Source organism: Microbacterium sp. MTN4-26 (assembly GCF_042846595.1).
Classification (GTDB): Bacteria; Actinomycetota; Actinomycetes; order Actinomycetales; family Microbacteriaceae; genus Microbacterium; species Microbacterium luteum.
The window spans coordinates 30,549-48,850 of sequence record NZ_BTGO01000019.1; the positions used below are offsets into that span (position 1 = coordinate 30,549).

Consider the following 18,302-nt stretch of genomic DNA (forward strand, 5'->3'; position numbering starts at 1 on the left):
CGCCTTACTTGAAGGCATCCTTCACGTTCTCGCCGGCCTTCTTCAGGTTGGCCTTGGTCTGGTCGGCCTGGCCTTCGCGCTCGAGGCTTTCGTCGTCGGTGCTCTTGCCGGCCGCCTCCTTGCCCTTGCCCTGAAGGTCTTCGGCGGCGTTGCTGATCTTGTCGTCAAGTCCCATGACGGCTCCTTTCGACGTGGTGTCACCGCGACGCTACGCTCGGACACCGCCGCGGAGAGGGGCCTCGTCAAGTGCGGCGATCTCTGCTAGTGATCGCCGCACGAGGCCTGGCCGTCACCGTCGAGACGCGTTATCGTGCGCAACGAGATCGTCCCTTCCCTCTCCGGTTGGGCGGGAGGGAAGGGACGGTCGCACCCGTGGGGTGCTTGCATCAACGCTAGCGCCGCTCGCCTGAGATTGTCCCCCGAAAGGGGGACATGATCGCCGGGTGTCAGATGCCGTCGATCGCGCTGCGACCGTCGTGTCCGCCGTCGAACAGTCCGCCCCACGGCGTGTCCGTGTCGCCCGTGTCACGGCTGTCGTAGGGCACCGTCTCCACGGTCAGGGCGATCCGCTCGCGGCCCGTCATGAACAGGCTCACCGTGCGGTTGCCGACGACGACGAAGGTCACAAATCCTCCGCCGTCCTTGATCGCCGTCGCGATCCGGTGTTGCAGGTCCTCGAGGTCTTGATCCTGCGCGAGGCGGAACGGATCATCGCCCAGCGTGAGAGTGCTGCGAACCATCGTCTTGGCGTCGGTCATGGTCAGCCATGCTAGTCCGGCCATATCCGCGGCACGGTGGGGGTGTCGGCGCTGGTGGAGGGTCGCTACCATACCGACCAGATGGGCCGGGATGAGGGCGCGTGATGGCAGACATAGGTGCGACGGTCGCGGCGGATTCGGACGCGGCGCGTCGCAACGCCGAGGTCGTGCAGCGATTCTTCGACGTCGTCCTCACGCCACCGCACGACCTCGACCGGATCGACGACCTCATCGCCGACGACTTCGTCGATCGCACTCCCGACGACGGCGACACGACGCGCGCGGGAGTCATGGCGAAACTGGCAGCGCTGTTCACCCAGGATCCGGCCGCGTCGTTCGCGCTCGAGGCGCTGGTCGCCGCCGGCGACGGTGTGGCCGCGTTCTCGGTGCTGCGCACGGGCGGCGCGGCGACGCGTTTCGCCGACCTGTATGTGCTGCGGGATGGGCGGATCGCCGAGCACCGGCACGTGGTCGAACCGCTGAGCGGGGCGCTTCGCTAACGTAAGGGGTACCCGCTTGGAAGGTCACCCGAATGCCTTACCCCGAGCTCCTCTCCGCACGCGTGCGTCTCGCCGGCGAAACGCGTGTCCGTCGTGCCCGGAGAGCAGTGGCGATCTGGGCGGATGCGGTCTCCGGCGGCGCGTTCTTCAACCGCTGGAGCACAGGGCTGTCGTTCGTCCTCGCGACGTTCGTGGGCGTGCCGACCCTCGACAACGCCTCGCTCGAGGGTTACGCGAAAGCCGTCGTGGTCGCGGCGCTCGGCTGGGTCGTGCTGGCCGTGCTGCTCGTGCCCGCGGCGATCGCTGAACGCCGCATCCGTGCGCGTGCGGCGCGGGGCATGACGGTGGTCGCCGCGCTCCTGCTCGTGACCTGCATCCGGACCCCGCTGAACGACTGGCTCGGGGTGCAGCTGTGGGGTCTGAGCAGCGCCGGCCACTTCGGCCCCCGCACGGTGACCAACCTCATCTCCGCCATCGTGCTGTTCTCGCTCGTCGCCGTGACCCACGCACAGTATGCCGAACGCCGCGCTACGAGCGCCCGCCTGCGCAATGCCCTCGCGACGATGCAGGTGCGCCTCTCCCGTGCCCGCCAACAGGTCGCGCTCACGCGGCAGACGCTCGGTGACACCGCCGGCCGGCTGCGTGCGGAGCGCGACCGCATGCTCGCGGGACCGCTCGATTTCGACGCCGTCCGCTCCTACGCCGACGAGGTGCGCTCGAGCAGCCACGCGCTCGAGCGCCTCGCCGTCGAGGTCGCCGAGGCGATATCCGAGCCGGAGGTCATCGACACGACCGTGCGGGTGCGGCGCTCGCTGTCGGAGCGACTCGTCGCGACCCCCTGGCTCGTCGTGGCGATGGTCTACGTCATCGGCACCCTTCCGTTCTCGCTCGCGGCGGGCGGTCTGCCGGTGGTGGTGCTCGGGATGCTCGGGGTCGCCGCGATCGATCTGGCCGCTGGAGCCGTGGTGCGGTGGGTCATCCCGGACCGGCAGGGTCCGCTGCGCCCCATCCTCTTCGTCGCGGTCTGGACGGCGGCCGGCGTTGCGGTCGCTGCCCTCTCGCTCACGCTCCTGCCCGACATCGGCGTCGTGGGACTCGTCGGCGTCATCGCCGTCCCGGGGCTCGTGATCGTCCTCTCCCTCTGCATCGACGCGGTGCGCCAGGCGCGCGCCGTGGCGCGACGGGCCGAGACGCTCCTCGCCGATGTCGCGCGTGACCTCGCCGAGGAGACGGCCCGCGCTCACGACCCGCTGCCCCGGGCGGTGAGTCTGCTGCACGGCCGGGTGCAAGGACGCTGCGTGGTGCTCGCCGCGCACGTCGACGAGGGCCACGTGCGGGAGAGGCACCTGGCGGACTTTCGACGCGAGACCGACGACGCTTTCGACCGCATGCTCGGTGTCGAGGACCGTGAGCACCCCGCCGCGACCCGGGTCGGCGAGCTCGGGGATGCGGGTGCGGGCCCGATCGAGCGCATCCTCGGTGCCTGGGGTGCCGTGCTGGAGGTCACCGTGAAGACCTCCGACGGCGCAGCCATCGCGATGATGGATGCCGACATCGCGCGGCAGGTGGTCGAGGTCGTCAACGAGGCGCTCGTGAACGCGGTCAAGCATTCCGGCGCGCGGTCGGCCGTCGTCGACCTCGATGTGGCCGACGACGGCCGGATGCGCGTGCGTGCCATCTCCAACGGTCGGCTGCGCGAGCAGGCGAGTCGAGCCGAGGGCCTCGGCACGCGGGGCGTCGATGTGACGGTCACGCAGTCCGGTGACGACGTGGTCTTCGACGCCCTGCTGCCGGAGGCCTCAGGCCACGGTGTCAGGCGGTCGCGCGCTCCCGAGTCTGCTCCGGTGCAGCGTTGAGGGAGCGGTGCAGCGTCTCGGGCAGGAAGGCGATGCCGATGATGCCGATCACGCTCAGCGCGACGAGGTAGCCGGCGACGAGCCAGGGTGCGCCGCCGGCGGCACCGACGAGGGCGGCCGCGACGAGGGGAGCGGTGCCGCCGACGAGCGCGGCCGGGATCTCGCGCGAGATCGCGATGCCGCTCCAGCGCACCCGCGTCGGGAACAGCTCGGCCAGCATCGCCGCAGAGACGCCGATCGTCGCGCCCTGGATGATCGCCAGCCCCAGCACGAGCGCGAGGCCCACGAGCCACGAATCCTCGGTCTGGAACAGCAGGAACATCGGGAAGGCGAACAGCACCGCGAAGATCGCCGCGCCCATCAGCACCGGCTTGCGGCCGATGCGGTCGGCGAGGCGGCCGAACAGCAGCGTCGCCGGGATGGTCAGCAGCTCGGCGACGACCACGCCGATGAGCGCGTGGGTCGCGTCGACCGACAGCGTGCCGGTCGTGTACGAGATGGACCAGGTCTGCACGACGTACACCCACGGCAGGATGAAGACGAACAGTGCCATGCCGGCGAGCAGGTAGCGCCAGTGGGTACGGACGGCCTCGGTCAGCGGCGCGCGCTGCACGGTGCCCTCGCGCTCGGCGGTCTCGAAAGCGGCGGTCTCCTTCACCCGCAGGCGGAAGTACAGGGCGAACGCGACGATGACGATGCTCGCGATGAACGGGATGCGCCATCCCCACGCCTGGAACTGCTCCAGCGGCATGACGGCGGTGATGATCGCGAAGGCCGTCGTCGCCAGCGCCATCCCGACGTACACCGACGCGCCGGGGAAGCCGGCCGTCCACGCACGGTTGGTCGACGGCGCCGATTCGCTGGCCATCGTCATCGCCCCGGCGAACTCCGCACCGGCCCCGGCGCCCTGGAACAGGCGCATGAGGATGAGCAGGATCGGCGCCCGGATGCCGATCTGCTCGCCGGTGGGCAGCAGACCGATGAGGGTCGTGGCGGTGCCCATCATCAGGAGCGTCGCCAGCAGGGTCGCCTTGCGGCCGATGCGGTCGCCGAAGTGGGCGAAGATGAGGCCGCCGATCGGACGCACCGCGAACCCGACGGCGAACGTCGCGAACGCGCTCAGGATGCCGGCGAGATCGCCCGCTCCCGGGAAGAAGAGCGGTGCGAACACGAGCGCCGACGCCAGCCCGTACAGGGTGAAGTCGTACCACTCGATGATGGTTCCCACCGAACTGCCGATGACGGCCCGCCGGCGCTGGAGCTCCATCACACTCGGGCGGATGCCGGTCCCTGACGCAGGCGGCGACCCATCCATCTCGCGACCGCGACGGCGGCCAGCCCGAGCATCGCACCCAGCGCGTTGGCCACGAGGTCGCGAGGATGCGAGATCCGGCTCTCGAGCGGGATCTGCACCACCTCGATGAACACCGTCAGCGCGAGCGGCGCCAGCACGCGCATCCCGCCGCGGAGAAGAAGTGCGCTGAAGACCCCGGCGGGTAGGAACATCACGACGTTGGCGACGATCTCGGCCGACGGGCCGTCGACCCATGCCGCCGTGTCGAGCCACGCGGCGGGGTTGAGCACGCCGAGAGGCGTCTCATTCGTCTCGGTCACCCAGGGCAGGGGGCGCACCGTCAGCCACAGCACGGCCGCGAGGTACGCGGTGGCCAGGGCGGCGATGATCGGCAGGGTCGCGCCGCTGCGTGGCGTCGCACGGATCGTCGATGTGCTCACGAGGGCTCCTGTCGTCGCGTCGTCTCGTCACCATACGAGCGGTCTGGGCCGTCATCCGTGAGCTTCAGCCAGCCCTGAGGACACTCCCGGTCTCCACAGGGGCCGCGCATCGGCGGTCGACAAGATGGCGACCGCGCGCACGCACCACCGTGAGGGCGGCGGCCACCCACAGCGCGCCGGCGATCCACGGGCTCAGCGCACCGATCCCATCCGCGATCGTCGCGATGGCGTTCGCGACGCCGAGGCGGTCGAGAACCCACCCGATCGCCGCGAGGGCGATGAGGCCGGCGGCGACGATCCGCAGCGGCGTGTAGACGCGCGTTCGGGCGAGCACGACCAGCGGCGGCAGCACGAGGGCGACGACCGCGAGCTGCATGAGCTCGATCACGAGGTTGAAGCCCAGCAGGCTCAGCATCAGCTGCCAGCCGGTCAGATCGAGAGCCGTGAGCGTGAGCGAGAAGGCCATCCCGTGGATGAGCCCGAAAAGCGCGGCCACGAGCGCTTCCCGCCCGGGGAAGATCGGACGGATGGCATGGACGGCGGCGACGATGATGCTCGCCGAGATGAGCGCCTCGACCAGCGGCACCGGCACCGGCAGCCCGAGGGTGCCCAACGCCAGCGTCACCGAATGGCCGATGGTGAACGCGATCGTGACGCCCAGGATGCGCCGGACGGTCGTGCGCACCGGTGCGTTGCCGCGCCAGCGCCCGGCGGCCGCGAGGAGGGGTGCGGGGAGGAGGAGGGTCAGCAGGAACAGCTGATGGTCGGTGCCCTCGGCGATGTGCGACAGGCCGAGGCCGACCATGCCGGTGAATCCCTGCCACAGGCTGCCGTCGTCGAGGTCGATCGGCAACGGCGAGACCGTCCCGGTGACGGTGTCGACCTGAATGGTGCCGAGGTCGCGGGTCGATTCGAATTCGCCCGTGACCCAGTCGTTCTGCAGAGTCACGAAGATGTCGGCGGTGACCACCTGATGGATGATCGCGTCGTAGGCCAGCACGAAGCTGCGGGCGTCGGCCGCCGTCGGAGCGGTCAGCTCCGCCGTCGCGGTCACCGCGAGGAAGGCGCCGGTACCCCACTGCTCCACGTCTGCCAGGGCGATGTCCGCGACCGCCACATCCCACGAGCCGGAATCCGACGTCGCGGCGATGTGCTCCTCGAGGTAGGCCTCGACGGCGTCGGCGGTGTCGGCGTCGATCACCGCTCCGGCGTCATCGGGCACGTCGATGCCGGAGGCGAGCTCGAGGTCGGCCGCGGGAAGCGTCAGGGCGGCCGTCACGCCATCGTCGTGGGCGTCGAGGGCGATGACCGTCGAGGGTACGACATGGGCCGATGCCGGGGCCGCGACGACGAACACACCGACGAGGGCGACGAACATGCCCGCGATCAGCGGGATCATGCGGCGACCGAGCCCGCGGCCCCGTGTGGGGGGAGGCACGGGACCGCGGGCGATCTGGGGGTGGGTCACGAGGTGAGCCCGCCGTAGTCGTTCTGCTTGTCGCGCCACACCGCGTGGGGATGCGCGCCGGAGAGCACGATGCCGTTCTGCATCGAGAACTCGATCCACACCGACGGGCCGTCGATGCGGATGTAGTCGCCGACGGCGTCCATCGCGGTGCCGCCCGAGAAGGCGACGTAGGTCTCATCCAGCTCGGCCTCGTACTCACGTTCCCGAGTCCGACGGGGTGCCGAGGAACGCGACGAAGAACTGACCCTCACCGTAGTCCGACCCGCCGCCGTTGTCGGCGAGGTAGTCGTCGCCGGCGAGGTGCTGCACGATCTCGTCGAAGCCCTCGTTCTCGGCCGAACCGGTCACCGCGCGCAGGAGATCCTCCAGGGCGGTCCACTGCTCGTCGGTCAGGCTGTCGGTCTGCAGGCCGACGCGGCCGCCCGACGAACTCTGCGCGCCCGGGCCACCGCCGGCCAGCAGGGCATTGGGGAAGTTCGACCAGTTGGCGGCGTTGTCGAAGGTGTACTCCTGGAAGAGCGACGCCTGCTGATCCGCGTCGAGGGTCGCCGCGAACGCCTCGGCCAGCGCGACGACGTCCGTCGTCGCTTCGGCGGTCGCGCTCGGCGTGCTCTCGGCCGTTGTCGTCGGCTCGGCGGTTTCGGTGCTCGTCGTCTCAGCGGTGCACCCGGCGAGGGCGAGGCCGACGGTGACCAGCGTCGCTGTTCCGATCGCGGCGGGGGTGCGGGTGATCGCCCGTCGTCGGGGCATTGCGGATTTCTGCATGCCCGCGACGGTAGGCGTCGCCGTGATGTCGATCCCCAGAGAAATCTGTGCTCAACCTATGAGACCGAGCCGCCGCGTGCGGCGTCAGAGAGCGGCGAGCAGGTCGGTGCAGGCCTGCTCGCAGCGCCGGCACGACTCCGCGCACACGCGGCAGTGGTCGTGCATGTCGGCATGGCTGCCGCACTCGGCAGCGCACGCGGCGCACGCCGTGCGGCAGGCCTCGAGTACGGCCCGCACGACGGCGAGGTCGGGCTGGGTCTGTCGAGCCAGCACGGTCGACGTCGCAGCGCAGATGTCCGCGCAGTCGGAGTTGAGGCGGATGCAGCCGACCAGGTCGGCCACCATCTCTTCGCCGAGGCAGGCATCCGCGCACACGGTGCACACCTGCGCGCACTCCACGCACGCCTCGAGGCAGCGGCGCACGAGCTCGCTCGTGTCGCCGCCGTCCACCTGCGGGTGGGAGGACCACATCTGGTCGATCACCGTCATCGTCTTCTCCTCGCTTGTCGGGTCCGGGTCGATCTGACCAGCCCAACAGACCTCGTCAGGATGCGGCACCGGGTTGACAGAGCGATCGGGCTCGCCGAGATGATGGTCTGATGACCTCAGCGAGCCGCCGCGACCGCAACACCGACATCGACGTCCCGGTGGGACGTGACGAACTCGTCATCCGCAACCGCTACGAGACCCTCAGCATTGTCAACGACGTGCTCATCGGCGTGCTGTTCGTGGTGGGGAGCGTGCTGTTCCTCTGGGAGTCGACGTCGATCGTCGCCACATGGTTCTTCATCGCCGGCAGCGTGCAGTTCCTCGTGCGACCGGGCATCCGTCTGGCCCGCAGGGTGCACCTGAAGCGGTTCGGCGCGGGCCGTGACCGCACCGACCAAGTCGGAGACTATTGACACGGCGAAGGCCCCGCCGGAGCGGGGCCTTCGCGACGTGAGGCGCGGTCAGTGGATGGGCACGCCGCCGGTGACCGCGATCGTCTCGCCCACGACGTAGCTCGACTCCTGCGATGCGAGGAAGACGAACGCCGGCGCGAGTTCGACCGGCTGGCCGGCCCGCCCCATCGGGGTCTGCTCGCCGAAGTGCTCGATCTTCTCGTTCGGCACGTACGCCGGCTGCAGGGGCGTCCACACCGGGCCCGGGGCCACGCCGTTCACCCGGATGCCGCGCCCGATGAGCTGCTGTGCGAGCGCCCGGGTCCAGTTGGCGATCCCGGCCTTCGACACGGCGTACTCCGCGAGCGACGGCGAGGGCTGGAAGCCCTGCTCGCTCGAGGTCGTGATCACCGCGGCTCCGGCCGGCAGGTGGGGTGAGGCTGCCTTGGTCAGCCAGAACAGCGGATAGATGTTGGCCTTCATGACGTGGTCGAGCGTGTGCGTGTCGAAGTCGTCGATGCTGTCCACCGTCGGCATCGCGCCGGCGTTGATCACCAGGATGTCGATGCCGCCGAGCTCCCCGACGGTCTTCGCCACCACGTCGACGTTCGTCTGCTCGTCCTGCAGGTCGCCGGGGAGAAGGAGGGCCTTGCGCCCCTCCTTCTCGATGAGCGCCGCGACCTCCTCGGCCTGCTTCTGCTCCTCGGGCAGGTAGCTCAGTGCCACGTCGGCACCTTCCCGGGCGTAGGCGATGGCGACCGCGCGGCCGATGCCGGAGTCGGCTCCGGTCACGAGTGCCCTGCGACCCGGAAGTCGGCCCGTGCCGACATAGCTCTGCTCGCCATGGTCGGGAGCAGGGTCCATCGCGTGGACCGTTCCGGGCGCGCCCTGCTGCTGCGGCGGGAAGGGCGGACGCGGGAACTGCGTGGTCGGGTCCTGCATCGTGTACATGTTCGCCATGACGACTCCCGTCAACGCTTCTTCGGAACGCGATTCTCGGCGCTGACCATCCAGGCCAGCTGCTCGAGACGCTCGAGCACCTCGTGGAGGAGATCCGCGGTCGTGGGGTCTTCCTCGTCGATGCCGTCGTGCACATCGCGGACCGTGCCGGTGACCGCATCCAGTCGCTCGGTCATGAGGTCGATGACTTCCGCGGTGTCGATCTCGCCCTGCGGGAACTCCGGCAAGGTGGTCGTCTCGGCGATCACGTCGCTGCGACCGTCCGGGAGCGCGTGGAGGGCGCGCATGCGCTCGGCGATCGTGTCGGTGAACTCCCGTGCGGCGTCGATGATCTCGTCGAGCTGCAGGTGGGTGTCGCGGAAGTTCTTGCCGACGACGTTCCAGTGGGCCTGCTTGCCCTGCAGCGACAGTTCGATCAGATCGACCATCACCTTCTGCATGCTCTCGCTGAGCTGCTTCGACGCGGTGAAGCCCTTCTCCGCGTTCTGCTCGTCCGTCAGTCCTGCACCCGAGCCGCCGCGGGCGGGGCGGCGCTTGTTCTTCGTCGAGGTCGAATCGGCCATGGGAAACCTCCCTTTCGTGAGGAATGAACGGGAGAGACGCTAGGCCCCGTGCCGGGGTGCGCGAACGGGCTTGCAGGATCGGGCATCGGTTGCTACTTTCCCCGCGCCGCGCAACGCGGCGGCGCGTACTCCGAAGCGGGCGATGATGCAAGCCTCCGTCGACGGTCGGGTTCGGTTCCTAGCGTGGGGCCCATGCACGACACCTCGCCGGACCGCCCCGCGCCGGCTCCGGGCGTCGACCTGCGCACCTACGCGCCGATCGGCGACGGGCGCACGGTCGCCCTCGTCGGCCGCAACGGGCGCGTCGATTGGATGCCGTTGCCCAACCTCGACTCCACGCCGGTGTTCGCCCGCCTGATCGATGACGTCACCGGCGGGTGCATCGACCTGGAACCCGTCGAGGCCTACACCGTTCGCCGCCGCTACGTCGCGAACACCAACGTGCTCGTCACGACGTTCGACACCGCATCCGGTCGAGCCCGTGTCACCGACACGATGGTCACCGGCGTCGCCGGCCGCCTCCCGTGGGCCGAGCTCGCCCGCCGCATCGACGGCGTGAGGGGGACGGTGGAGTTCGCGTGGGCCGTGACCCCCGGCACCCGGCTGCAGACCGCGGGGCCGTGGCTGGAGCACGTGCGGGATCGGCGCATCCTGCGCGTGGGTGCGACCTCCCTCGCCGTCGACGGCGAGAACCACGACCCCTCCGATGCCGACGACATCGACGGGCGTCCGGCGATCTCCGGCCGCTTCACGACCGGCGAGGGATCCCGCCACCTGCTGGTCATCTCGGCCACCGACGGCGAGCCGCTGCACTTCCCGGTGCCCGGAAACGTGCAGCGAGGCATCGATCGCACCGTCGATCAGTGGCGCCTGTGGTCGCGCGAATTCGGCTACAGCGGCCCGTGGGCGGGCGACGTGCAGCGCAGCGCCCTCGCCTTGAAGCTCCTCGTCTACGCTCCCACCGGCGCCATCGCGGCGGCGGCGACGACCTCGCTCCCCGAGAGCGCACGCGGCGGCAAGAACTGGGAGTACCGGCTCGCGTGGGTGCGCGACCTCGCCTACACCGCCCGTGCGCTGGTGCGGTTCGGGCTGCGGGAGGAGACGCACGCGTCGATCTCGTGGCTCGTGCGCACCATCCGCGAGCAAGGGCCCGACCTGCACGTGATGTACGACCTGCGCGGCGGCATCATCGACGGCACGCAGACCTTCGACGTGGCCGGATGGCGCGGCATCGGCCCGGTCGTCGCCGGAAACCCCGCCAACGACCAGCTGCAGCTCGGCGTCTACGGCGACCTCTTCTCGATCTGTCGCACCTACGTCGACGCCGGCAACGTGCTCGACACCGCGACCGGCCGGCTCCTCGCGAACATGGCGGACCGCACCTGCGACGTGTGGCGCAATCCCGACTCGGGCATGTGGGAGCTCGACGACGTGCAGCACTACACGTCGTCGAAGATGGGCTGCTGGCAGGCGCTCCGCGACGCGGTGCACCTGGCCGAGCTCGACGTCATCCCCGGAGAGCCCGAGCGCTGGCGCACCGAGATGGCCCTCATCGAGGCGTGGGTGCACGAACACGGCTGGTCCGACGATGCCGGGGCGTACGTCATGCATCCCGGCACCTCCGACCTCGACGCGTCGGTGCTGCTGCACGCCGAGAGCGGCTTCGACCGCGGCGAGCGGATGTCGCGCACCATCGACCGGCTGACCGCCGAGCTCGGTGCCGGCCCGCTGCTGTATCGCTACACGGGAATGGACCGCGAAGAGCACACCTTCGTCGCGTGCGCGTTCTGGCGCGCGAGCGCGCTCGCCTGCGTCGGACGCCACGAGGAGGCGCTCGCCGCGATGGACGACCTGGTCTCCCGCGGCAACGACGTCGGCATCTTCGCGGAGATGATCTCTGAGGACGACGGAGCCTTCTGGGGGAACCTTCCGCAGGCGCTCAGCCACCTCGCGCTCATCAACGCCGCTCTCACGATGGAGCAGCTCATCCCCGCGGAGGTGCTCGGTGACCGCTGAGATCCGGGGTGAGGTCGAGGTGTTCCGATCGCTGAGGTCGGTGCTCGTGGAGAGCATCTTCTGGGATGACCGCACGGGCGAGGTCGTGTGGGTGGACATCACCGCCGGAACCCTGCACCGCGGCCACCTCGACGGTGCGGTGGACGGCTCGGACGACGTCGTCGTCGCGCTCCCGGTGCCGGTGAGCGCCGTGCAACCCGCGCAGGGCGGGGGCTTCGTCGCGGCGCTGAAGGATCGCGTCGTGCTGCTCGGGCCCGGCGGCACCGTGGTGGATGAGCTCGCGAGCGTGACGCATGCCCATGGCGGCATCAGGTTCAACGAGGGCAAGGTCGACCCGTACGGGCGGTTCGTGGTCGGCGCGATGGACGTCTCCGTGGGCGACCCCGATGCCGGTCTGTATCTCGTCGACGCCGACGGCCGGCTCGACGTGCTGCTCGGGGGATTCGGGGTGGCCAACGGGTTCGAGTGGTCTGACGACGCACGCGAGATGTACGTCACCGACACCGCGACGCAGACGGTGTACCGCGGGTCGTATGCCGCGGGTACCGATCCGCTCGGCGAGCTGGAGCCGTTCCTGGTCGGGCACGCCTCCGACGGGCTCGCCCTCGACACCGACGGGCGGTTCTGGAACGGCGTGTACGGCGGGGGCGAGGTGCTCTGCTGGTCGCCGGACGGCGAGGTCCTCGCGCGCATCCCGATGCCGGCGCCGAACGTGACGTCGGTCGCCTTTGCGGGCCCGGATCGCGACCAGCTGCTCGTCGGCACGGCGCGCGAGAACCTCACGGAGGAGGATCTCGAGGCGTCGCCGCTGAGCGGATCGATCCTGCGGATCCGCACCCGCGCGACCGGGCGTCCCGTGCACACCTTCGGCGCCCCGATCCCTGAGCGAGCGGAGCCCGTTCCGATGCTTGAGCGAGCGGAGCCCGTTCCGGTCGTTGAGCGAGCGGAGCCCGTTCCGGTCGTTGAGCGAGCGGAGCGAGACGAAACGCACCCCGCACCCTGACCTGCCACACCATCGACAGAAAGGCATTCGACATGGACCTTGGAATCACCGGCAAGAAGGCCCTCATCACCGGCGGAGACTCCGGCATCGGCTGGGAGACGGCGCGCATGCTCCTCGCCGAAGGCGCGATCGTCGTGCTGAGCGACAAGGATCAGAGCTCCCTCGACGAGGCGGCGGCGAAACTCGATGCACCCGACGGTGCGCTCTTCGCCTACGCCGCCGACGTCACCGACACCGCGGACCTGGCCGAGCTGCACCGCAAGACCTCGGCGGCGGTCGGCGCCATCGACATCCTCGTCCAGTCGGCCGGGGTCACCGGCGCGCAGGGCCTGTTCCACGAGATCGACGACGAGGGGTGGACCTCGACCATCGACATCGACCTCCACGGACCTGTGCGTCTCGTGCGCGAATTCCTCCCGGATCTCCGCACGGGCGGATGGGGCCGGCTGATCTTCCTCGCGTCGGAGGATGCGGTGCAGCCCTACGACGACGAGCTCCCGTACTGCGCGGCCAAGGCCGGCATCCTCGCCCTGGCGAAGGGCCTTTCGCGCTCGTACGCCCGGGAGGGGCTGCTCGTGAACGCGGTGTCGCCCGCGTTCATCCACACGCCCATGACCGACGCGATGATGGAGAAGCGCTCCACGGAGCTCGGCACGTCGTTCGACGAGGCCATCACGTCGTTCCTCGACGAGGAGCGTCCCTACATGGAGCTGAAGCGCCGCGGTGAGCCGGCCGAGGTCGCCGCCGTGATCGCCTTCCTGTGCTCCGAGCACGCGTCGTTCGTCAACGGCGCGAACTACCGGGTCGACTCCGGCTCGGTCGCCACGATCTGAGGAGGTACCCATGGGCGATGACATCCAGACCTACGACTACCTGATCATCGGCGGCGGGATGGTCGCCGACGCGGCCGCGCGCGGCATCCGCGAGCGCGACACCGCCGGCACCATCGGCATCCTCAGCGCCGACTCCGATGAGCCGTACACGCGGCCGGCGCTGTCGAAGAAGCTGTGGACCGATCCTGACTTCACCTGGGACCAGGTGCCGCTGAACACCGTCGCCGACACCGGTGCCGAGCTGCGCCTGAACACTCTGGTCACCCGCATCGACCGATTCTCGCGAGCCGTCGAGACCGGCGACGGGGAGCTGGTCGGCTACCGGCGGCTGCTGCTGGCGACGGGGTCGACCCCGCGCACGATCCCCGCTCCCGAGGGCGATGACCGCATCCTCGCATTCCGTTCCGCCGAGGACTACCGACGCCTGCGCGAGCTCGCCGAACGGGGCGGGCGCATCATCGTCATCGGCGGTGGATACATCGGCACCGAGATCGCCGCGGCGCTCGCACAGAACGGCGTCGACACCGAGCTCGTCTTTCCCGACGCGACGCTCGGCGCCTCGCAGTTCCCGCCCGCGCTCGCCGAGCGCTACGAGAAGCTGTTCGTCTACGGCGGAGTGGACCTCGTGCCCGGGCGGCGCGTCGAGGAGATCCGCGCCGAGGGCAACGTGCTGCACGCCGTGCTCGACGACGGGCAGGAGCGCGCCGGCGACGCGGTCGTCATCGGGCTCGGCGCCGATCCCGTCGTCGACCTCGCGGTGGCGGCGGAGCTCGCCATCGACGACGGCGTGCTCGTCGACGAGCATCTTCTCACCAACGACCGCTCGATCTGGGCGGCGGGTGACATCGCCGAGTATCCCGATCCGATCCTCGGGCGCACGAGGGTCGAGCACGTCGACAACGCCACCGAGATGGGGGAGGCCGTGGGGCGGTCGATGGCGGGTGAGGAGACGCCGTACACGCACACGCCGTACTTCTATTCGCAGGTATTCGGCACGCGCTGGGAGGCCGTGGGCACTGTCGACGCCTCGTGCGACCCGCTGACAGTAGACCTCGGCGACGACCGCGCGGTCGTGTACTACCGCGACGAGTCCGGCGCGCCGGTGGGCGTGCTGCTGTGGAACGTCGAGGATGCCCGCGACCTCGCGCGCGCGGTGCTCGTGGACCGGGAGACCTCAGAGGAAGCGCTGCGCGCCCGCATCCGCTGACGGCTCGTTTCGTCTCGCTCCGCTCGCTCAACGACCGGGATGGTGGCGTCGTTTCGTCTCGCTCCGCTCGCTCAACGACCGGGGGCGGCCGCCTCTCTCGGTCGTTGAGCGAGCAGCGCAGCGACGAGACGAAACGGGGGTGGGGTGGCGCCTGCTGGTCGTTGAGCGAGGAGCGCAGCGACGAGACGAAACGGGGCGCAGAGGCTGGGAAATCGGAACGTTTCACGACAGAGTGGTCGCTATGCACCCGCTGCCCGACGATCGTGACGTGCGGTGGCGCTTCCGCGCGCTGGCGCGCGGGCAGTTGCCCTTCCTCCTCGCGGTGCTCTACCTCGTCGTCGCGCTCGCCGTCGCGGCTCCGCACCTCCTGGGTGCGCCCTGGGTCGACGTCGGCTTCGGCATCATCATCGTCGCCACGATCGCCGGGGTCGCGATCCCGTGGGAGCGGCTCGCCGCCTGCTGGCTCGCGGTCGTGCCCATCCTCGACATCGTCGCCGTCGGTTTCCTCCGGGCCGATCTGATCGCGACTTTCGGCTGGGTCGGCGGCCTTGCCCTGCTGCCGATCCTGTGGCTGGCCTACGGGTTCGCGTGGTACGCGATCTTCGGTGCCGTCATCGGAGCGGTCTTCATCACGCTGTTGCCGTATCTGCTCGACCAGGCGCCGCCGGGGACCGCGCAGGAGTGGTTCAACGTTCTCGGCCTCCCGATGCTCAGCGTCGGGATCGGCGTCGTCGCGATGCTCGCCTCGCAGCGCCTGCGGCGGAGCGCCCGGGCGACGCGCGAGGCCCTCCAAGCATCGCGAGACGGGGAGATCCTGCTCGCCGACGTACTCAACACGGTCAACGCCGCGGTCGTCCACTTCGACGCCGACGGTCGACTCGTCGCCGCCAACGGCCACGCGGCGCGGCTTTCGGCGCTGGCCGGCATCGACCTCGCCGCGCCGCCATACATCGCCAGCGCCGTCTTCGACGCTGATCGCGTCACGCCCGTGCCGCCCGACCGGCAGATCGTGCCACGCGCCCTGCGTGGCGAGGAGCTCGACGACGGCATCTCGTGGATCGGCCCTCCCGGTCAGCAGATGGCGGTCGTCGCCTCCGCCCGTCGCGTGCGTCGAGACAACGGTGAGCTGCTCGGCACGGTCTTCATCGCGTACGACGTCACCGACATCGCGCACGCCGCCGAACTGCGCGAGCAGTTCCTCGAGACCGTCTCGCACGAGCTGCGCACCCCGATGACCGGCATCCTCGGGTTCCTCGACCTGCTCGAAGAGGAGACACCATCCGATGCCGACAAGCAGCGCGAGTATCTGGCCGTCGTGCGTCGCCGCAGTGCCGACCTCATGGACCGCGTCCGGGAGATGCTCGCCGCGGCCGAGTCCGACGCGCCTCTGCGACTGGGCACGGTGGATGTCGCCGCACTCGTGGACCGCGCCGTCGCCGTCGTCGAAGACGCCCACCCCGAGGCGGGACGCCGCATCACCGCGGCGGCGCCGCAGGAGGTGCTTGCCACCGTGGACGGTGCCCGCCTCAGTCAGGCGGTGCGGGAACTGCTGGTGAACGCGGTGAAGTTCGGTGACCCGGAAACACCGATCACCGTCGAGCTCGCCGTCGACGGTGACCACGCCCGCATCGCCGTCGCGAACACCGGACCGGACATCTTGCCCGAGGAGCAGACGCGACTCTACGACCGCTTCTACCGAACCCCGCAGGCGATGTCGCGGGCTATCCAAGGGTTCGGGCTCGGGCTCACCGTCGTCGCCGCCACAGCGCACGCGCACGGGGGAGAGGTGCACGTCGCGAGCGGCTCCGGTCGCACCGTCTTCATGCTCGAGGTGCCGATCGCACCCGCGCCACCGTCGACGTGAATCGAGCGGTCGGGGGACGCCGGGCAGCGAGCAGATTGCTAGCGCGATTCGATCGACCCGTCAAGGCCCTCTTGCTTGCCCATGGGCGGTCGGATCATAGAAGAGCAGGGCACGAAACGATCTCCATCGGCAGTTCGGGACGTCGCCGGCGCATCCGATTTTCTCCCAGTGCTCGGATGACGGCGACGAATCTGCCGCCTGCGGGAAGCCGTGGTCAGCGACCTTGGGGAAGGCACGCGCACATCACGGATTCCGGGCTCCTCGTCATCGGGTAGGCGAGGAGCCCCTCCGTGCGCGCATCGGGAAGGGTGATCCCCTCGGTGCCGCTGCTGGGGGGAGGGGGTGGCGACGTCGCCGAGGGGACCACCACCCAAACGCCGGCCATCCCCAGAGTTGGGCACGGGTTTGGCGAGAACCGCTCCGCCGTGGTGCGCGGTGGAGAGTGCGAGGTTCGGGCGATCGACAATCTATCGAGTTCGCGGGCCGCCATCAATACATTCGTGTATCTCGTTTTCGCCGATCGTTGCCGCGTGGGGGCGGTAGACGAAAGCGGCCGGCGCGGGGAGTGGGGAACTCCGCCGCGCCGGCCCGGAGGGGCACCCGAAATCAGGGTGCCCCGGCGTCGGGTCGAGGTGTCAGGCTGCGACCGTGGTGCGGGCGCGCACCGGGGTGCGCCGTGCCGCGGAGCGCATCTGCGCCGGCGCGGGGGTTTCGGTGACGGAGGGGATCTCGTCGTCGATGTCGACGGTGAGGCCGGCCGAGGAGTTGGCCATCTCGGCCATGTGCTTCAAGACGGGCTGGTTCAGCTTCTCCGGCTCCGCCGAGTCGAAGACGAAGCGGAGCGGAATGGCCGGCTGCAGCCACAGCGTCGTGCGCCCGGGCTGCTGCCCCTGGCCGTGCTTCCACGACAGGGTGAAGCTCTCGCCTCGGCGCAGCTTGGTGCCGACGATCACCTTGATGTGAGCAAGGAGACGGTCGGGGAGCTCGATCGGATCGACGGCGTTCGAGTAATAAAGGTGTCCCATGAGATTCCCCTCCAGGCTCGTGTGGATTACTATGTGAGTAACTCTTACGTATTTTTACTAGTTTGTCTAGTTACTTCGCAAGGAAGGACCCGATCGGTCGCACGGAGAGGAGGAAGCGGTGAAGACAGCACGAGACATCGAGCGGAGCGAATCCGCTCCCGTCCGACCAGCGGTGAGATCGACGGTGGACCTCGCCGGGTACTGGTACGAAGCCGACCTCGCCGAAGCCAGAGCGAGGTCTCGAGCGGTGCTGGAGGCGCTGCGTCTGTATCGCGCCGCAGAGATGGCGATGCGGCGGCGCACGCGCGAGTCCATGGCGATGGGCGAGAACGAGCTCCTCGTCCTCAGGTACCTCATCCGCAAGGGCGACGCCCTGGTGCGGCCCGTCGAACTCGCGACGTATCTCGGGGTGTCGACGGCATCGATGACCGCTCTGCTGGACCGGCTGGAGAAGTCCGGACACATCACGCGGGTCGCCAATCCCGAAGACCGGCGCAGCATCTTCGTGCGCGCGACCGCGGTGACCGATGACGAAGTGCGCGGCACGCTCGGTGAGATGCACGAGCGGATGTACGCCGCCGTCGAGGGCATGACCGCCGCGCAGGCCGATGCCGTGATCGGATTCCTCACACGCATGTCCGCGGCGGTCGACGGCGTGGCGGTGGAGGCGCGGTGATCTACGTGCTCGTCGGAGGACCGCGCGACGGCCAGTACGTCGACGACGTGCCGCGCGGCTACCGACCTGACCCGGCGGAGGCGTCGAGCTCGCCGTACGACGCGATCGAGGGGTTCGATCTCATCCGAGCCGTGTGGTACCAGTCCGACCCGGCTCGACTTCGCGCGCTTCTGGACTGACCTCGCGGCGGTAT

Annotated in this window: 21 protein-coding genes; 10 read left to right on the top strand and 11 right to left on the bottom strand. The window is 69.8% G+C overall.

All coding sequences use genetic code 11. The features are described from left to right. Window positions 1-4: 4 nt before the first annotated feature. Window positions 5-175, bottom strand: a complete 171-nt coding sequence (locus ACGG9C_RS14515) for a CsbD family protein (RefSeq protein WP_194383687.1) — start codon at window positions 173-175, stop codon at window positions 5-7. Between the two features lie 271 nt (window positions 176-446). Further along, window positions 447-758: a hypothetical protein gene (locus tag ACGG9C_RS14520; RefSeq protein WP_194383686.1), complete on the bottom strand. Its 312-nt coding sequence runs from the start codon at window positions 756-758 to the stop codon at window positions 447-449. 104 nt (window positions 759-862) lie between these two features. Here ACGG9C_RS14520 and ACGG9C_RS14525 point away from each other — a divergent pair, with 104 nt between their 5' ends. Both ACGG9C_RS14525 and ACGG9C_RS14530 read left to right on the top strand, forming a co-directional pair. Next, window positions 863-1,258, top strand: coding sequence for an ester cyclase (locus tag ACGG9C_RS14525; RefSeq protein ID WP_194383685.1), 396 nt, complete (start codon window positions 863-865; stop codon window positions 1,256-1,258). Window positions 1,259-1,290: 32 nt separating this feature from the next. Continuing rightward, window positions 1,291-3,114 (top strand): hypothetical protein, encoded by a 1,824-nt coding sequence (locus tag ACGG9C_RS14530; protein ID WP_194383684.1) that lies wholly within the window; start codon window positions 1,291-1,293, stop codon window positions 3,112-3,114. Here the strand turns inward: ACGG9C_RS14530 and ACGG9C_RS14535 are convergent. From ACGG9C_RS14535 to ACGG9C_RS14560, 6 genes are all read right to left on the bottom strand, one after another. Continuing rightward, window positions 3,071-4,342: an MFS transporter gene (locus tag ACGG9C_RS14535; RefSeq protein WP_237673306.1), complete on the bottom strand. Its 1,272-nt coding sequence runs from the start codon at window positions 4,340-4,342 to the stop codon at window positions 3,071-3,073. The genes ACGG9C_RS14530 and ACGG9C_RS14535 overlap by 44 nt on opposite strands. Window positions 4,343-4,380: 38 nt before the next feature. Next, complete coding sequence (locus ACGG9C_RS14540) at window positions 4,381-4,848, bottom strand: VanZ family protein (protein WP_194383682.1); 468 nt, start codon at window positions 4,846-4,848, stop codon at window positions 4,381-4,383. 64 nt (window positions 4,849-4,912) lie between these two features. Further along, on the bottom strand, window positions 4,913-6,247 hold the full coding sequence (locus ACGG9C_RS14545; protein ID WP_194383681.1) for a HupE/UreJ family protein: 1,335 nt from the start codon (window positions 6,245-6,247) through the stop codon (window positions 4,913-4,915). 65 nt (window positions 6,248-6,312) lie between these two features. Then, on the bottom strand, window positions 6,313-6,567 hold the full coding sequence (locus tag ACGG9C_RS14550; RefSeq protein WP_194383680.1) for a DUF3500 domain-containing protein: 255 nt from the start codon (window positions 6,565-6,567) through the stop codon (window positions 6,313-6,315). Further along, window positions 6,512-7,081: a DUF3500 domain-containing protein gene (locus ACGG9C_RS14555; RefSeq protein ID WP_194383679.1), complete on the bottom strand. Its 570-nt coding sequence runs from the start codon at window positions 7,079-7,081 to the stop codon at window positions 6,512-6,514. The genes ACGG9C_RS14550 and ACGG9C_RS14555 overlap by 56 nt, the downstream gene beginning before the upstream one ends. An 84-nt stretch (window positions 7,082-7,165) precedes the next feature. Beyond that, entirely contained in the window at window positions 7,166-7,570 is a 405-nt protein-coding gene (locus ACGG9C_RS14560) for a four-helix bundle copper-binding protein (RefSeq protein ID WP_194383678.1), read from the bottom strand. Between the two features lie 110 nt (window positions 7,571-7,680). Here ACGG9C_RS14560 and ACGG9C_RS14565 point away from each other — a divergent pair, with 110 nt between their 5' ends. Then, window positions 7,681-7,983, top strand: a complete 303-nt coding sequence (locus tag ACGG9C_RS14565; protein WP_194383677.1) for a YrhK family protein — start codon at window positions 7,681-7,683, stop codon at window positions 7,981-7,983. A gap of 48 nt (window positions 7,984-8,031) precedes the next feature. On the opposite strand, the gene ACGG9C_RS14570 is transcribed toward ACGG9C_RS14565, so the two are convergent. Further along, the gene (locus tag ACGG9C_RS14570; protein ID WP_194383676.1) at window positions 8,032-8,922 is read right to left on the bottom strand and encodes an SDR family oxidoreductase; all 891 of its coding nucleotides are present in this window, start codon (window positions 8,920-8,922) and stop codon (window positions 8,032-8,034) included. Between the two features lie 11 nt (window positions 8,923-8,933). Beyond that, complete coding sequence (locus ACGG9C_RS14575; protein WP_071045554.1) at window positions 8,934-9,485, bottom strand: Dps family protein; 552 nt, start codon at window positions 9,483-9,485, stop codon at window positions 8,934-8,936. A 192-nt stretch (window positions 9,486-9,677) separates the two neighbouring features. Between ACGG9C_RS14575 and ACGG9C_RS14580 the strand changes: the two genes are divergently transcribed. The 5 genes from ACGG9C_RS14580 (at window position 9,678) to ACGG9C_RS14600 (ending at window position 16,408) form a co-directional block, all read left to right on the top strand. Next, a complete protein-coding gene (locus tag ACGG9C_RS14580) occupies window positions 9,678-11,501 on the top strand; it encodes a glycoside hydrolase family 15 protein (RefSeq protein WP_390178781.1) in 1,824 nt (607 codons plus the stop codon). Then, window positions 11,491-12,504 (top strand): SMP-30/gluconolactonase/LRE family protein, encoded by a 1,014-nt coding sequence (locus ACGG9C_RS14585; RefSeq protein ID WP_390178782.1) that lies wholly within the window; start codon window positions 11,491-11,493, stop codon window positions 12,502-12,504. Before ACGG9C_RS14580 ends, ACGG9C_RS14585 begins: the two co-directional genes overlap by 11 nt. Window positions 12,505-12,536: 32 nt before the next feature. Next, window positions 12,537-13,337 (top strand): SDR family NAD(P)-dependent oxidoreductase, encoded by an 801-nt coding sequence (locus ACGG9C_RS14590; protein ID WP_286720513.1) that lies wholly within the window; start codon window positions 12,537-12,539, stop codon window positions 13,335-13,337. Between the two features lie 10 nt (window positions 13,338-13,347). Continuing rightward, window positions 13,348-14,544, top strand: a complete 1,197-nt coding sequence (locus ACGG9C_RS14595; RefSeq protein ID WP_390178783.1) for an NAD(P)/FAD-dependent oxidoreductase — start codon at window positions 13,348-13,350, stop codon at window positions 14,542-14,544. A 241-nt stretch (window positions 14,545-14,785) separates the two neighbouring features. After that, entirely contained in the window at window positions 14,786-16,408 is a 1,623-nt protein-coding gene (locus ACGG9C_RS14600) for a sensor histidine kinase (RefSeq protein WP_390178784.1), read from the top strand. Between the two features lie 635 nt (window positions 16,409-17,043). Here ACGG9C_RS14600 and ACGG9C_RS14605 read toward each other — a convergent pair. Beyond that, window positions 17,044-17,433, bottom strand: coding sequence for a hypothetical protein (locus ACGG9C_RS14605; RefSeq protein WP_286720518.1), 390 nt, complete (start codon window positions 17,431-17,433; stop codon window positions 17,044-17,046). 118 nt (window positions 17,434-17,551) lie between these two features. Between ACGG9C_RS14605 and ACGG9C_RS14610 the strand changes: the two genes are divergently transcribed. After that, window positions 17,552-18,109 (top strand): MarR family transcriptional regulator, encoded by a 558-nt coding sequence (locus tag ACGG9C_RS14610; protein WP_336510675.1) that lies wholly within the window; start codon window positions 17,552-17,554, stop codon window positions 18,107-18,109. After that, window positions 18,106-18,288 carry a hypothetical protein gene (locus ACGG9C_RS14615; protein ID WP_286720519.1) on the top strand — a complete coding sequence of 61 codons (183 nt, stop codon included), beginning with the start codon at window positions 18,106-18,108 and terminating at the stop codon, window positions 18,286-18,288. Before ACGG9C_RS14610 ends, ACGG9C_RS14615 begins: the two co-directional genes overlap by 4 nt. Window positions 18,289-18,302 lie beyond the last annotated feature (14 nt).

Coding starts and splice junctions, on each gene's coding strand:
- ACGG9C_RS14555 (WP_194383679.1), bottom strand. CDS start 7,081: ATGCAGAAATCCGCAATGCCCCGACGACGGGCGATCACCCGCACCCCC.
- ACGG9C_RS14530 (WP_194383684.1), top strand. CDS start 1,291: ATGCCTTACCCCGAGCTCCTCTCCGCACGCGTGCGTCTCGCCGGCGAA.
- ACGG9C_RS14580 (WP_390178781.1), top strand. CDS start 9,678: ATGCACGACACCTCGCCGGACCGCCCCGCGCCGGCTCCGGGCGTCGAC.
- ACGG9C_RS14570 (WP_194383676.1), bottom strand. CDS start 8,922: ATGGCGAACATGTACACGATGCAGGACCCGACCACGCAGTTCCCGCGT.
- ACGG9C_RS14520 (WP_194383686.1), bottom strand. CDS start 758: ATGACCGACGCCAAGACGATGGTTCGCAGCACTCTCACGCTGGGCGAT.
- ACGG9C_RS14565 (WP_194383677.1), top strand. CDS start 7,681: ATGACCTCAGCGAGCCGCCGCGACCGCAACACCGACATCGACGTCCCG.
- ACGG9C_RS14515 (WP_194383687.1), bottom strand. CDS start 175: ATGGGACTTGACGACAAGATCAGCAACGCCGCCGAAGACCTTCAGGGC.
- ACGG9C_RS14545 (WP_194383681.1), bottom strand. CDS start 6,247: ATGATCCCGCTGATCGCGGGCATGTTCGTCGCCCTCGTCGGTGTGTTC.
- ACGG9C_RS14600 (WP_390178784.1), top strand. CDS start 14,786: ATGCACCCGCTGCCCGACGATCGTGACGTGCGGTGGCGCTTCCGCGCG.
- ACGG9C_RS14590 (WP_286720513.1), top strand. CDS start 12,537: ATGGACCTTGGAATCACCGGCAAGAAGGCCCTCATCACCGGCGGAGAC.
- ACGG9C_RS14595 (WP_390178783.1), top strand. CDS start 13,348: ATGGGCGATGACATCCAGACCTACGACTACCTGATCATCGGCGGCGGG.
- ACGG9C_RS14560 (WP_194383678.1), bottom strand. CDS start 7,570: ATGACGGTGATCGACCAGATGTGGTCCTCCCACCCGCAGGTGGACGGC.
- ACGG9C_RS14575 (WP_071045554.1), bottom strand. CDS start 9,485: ATGGCCGATTCGACCTCGACGAAGAACAAGCGCCGCCCCGCCCGCGGC.
- ACGG9C_RS14525 (WP_194383685.1), top strand. CDS start 863: ATGGCAGACATAGGTGCGACGGTCGCGGCGGATTCGGACGCGGCGCGT.
- ACGG9C_RS14605 (WP_286720518.1), bottom strand. CDS start 17,433: ATGGGACACCTTTATTACTCGAACGCCGTCGATCCGATCGAGCTCCCC.